The organism is Aeromicrobium sp. PFPM2_SD2, from assembly GCF_057364525.1.
In genome coordinates this window covers 1-1,107 of the sequence record NZ_JBNFNZ010000622.1, presented here as the reverse complement: position 1 = coordinate 1,107, position 1,107 = coordinate 1, and the positions used below count along the sequence as shown (strand labels likewise).

At 74.7% G+C, this 1,107-nt stretch carries 1 protein-coding gene and 1 pseudogene; both read left to right on the top strand.

What is annotated here, in order from left to right; all coding sequences use genetic code 11:
- Positions 1-247 precede the first annotated feature (247 nt).
- Entirely contained in the window at positions 248-709 is a 462-nt protein-coding gene (locus tag AC2W7G_RS16945; RefSeq protein WP_485869469.1) for a methylated-DNA--[protein]-cysteine S-methyltransferase, read from the top strand.
- 65 nt (positions 710-774) lie between these two features.
- A pseudogene (locus AC2W7G_RS16940) lies at positions 775-1,107 on the top strand (hypothetical protein); the annotation flags it as partial.

The window sequence follows — 1,107 nt, the reverse complement described above, 5'->3', positions numbered from 1 at the left end:
GACGAGGCCCCGCGTCCCGACTGCTCGCGCTGCCCCCGGCGTGGGACCCTGGACCCGCCCGACTACGTGCTCATGCGCGCCCTGTCGCACCCCGACGTCCTGCTGACCACCGACCTCGTCCTGCGCCGCGAGCTGGAGCGCCGCGGGCTCGACGCCGACGACACCGACCGGTGGCGCCCCTGGCGCTCCTACGCCGGCATGCACCTGTGGCGGCCGCGGCCTCGCCCGTCCCCGAGAGGAACCGACCATGACGACACGCTGGATGGACTCGCCGATCGGCGGGCTGCGGCTGCACGCCCGCGCCGGTCTGCTCGCCGCGATCGACTTCGACGCCGAGCCGCGCGGCACCCGCGTGGCCGACCCGGTGCTCGACGCCGCCGAGCAGCAGCTGCGCGAGTACTTCGCGGGGGAGCGGCAGGACTTCGACCTGCCGCTGGCCAGCGAGGGCACGGCCTGGCAGCAGAAGGTCTGGGGCGAGCTGCGGCGCATCCCGTTCGGCGAGACCGCGAGCTACGGCGAGATCGCCCGTCGCCTCGGCTACGAGCCGGTCGTCTCCCGGGCGGTCGGGGCGGCCAACGGGCGCAACCCCATCCCGATCGTGGTGCCGTGCCACCGGGTCATCGGCGCCGACGGCACGCTCACCGGCTACGCCGGCGGGCTGGAGCGCAAGCGCACCCTGCTCGCCCTGGAGCATCCCGGGCTGTTCTGAGCCGGTCCGGGTGGTGTTCGCCGCCCGTTCACCCGGGTAGGACACGCTCGAGGCAGGAGGTGCCCATGGGCAAGAAGGACGCCGCCCGGCGCGAGATCGCCGAGCTCGAGGCGAAGATCGACAGCTACCGCCAGAAGGTCAAGGCGCTGAAGGCCGCCGCCCAGGAGTCCGCGGACGACGCCGAGCGCTGGAAGGCCAAGGCCAAGGAGCACAAGCGCCGCTCCGCCGAGTCGCGCGAGGCCGCGCGCAAGGCGCTGGAGGTGGCCGCCAAGGCCGAGAAGCAGGCGCGCAAGGCGCAGAAGAGGGCGCGCAAGGCGCTGGCCGCCACGCAGCACGACGACGCCACGCTGGCGCCCGTGCCGGACTCCCGGACGAGGACGGCGCGGACTTCCACGGCG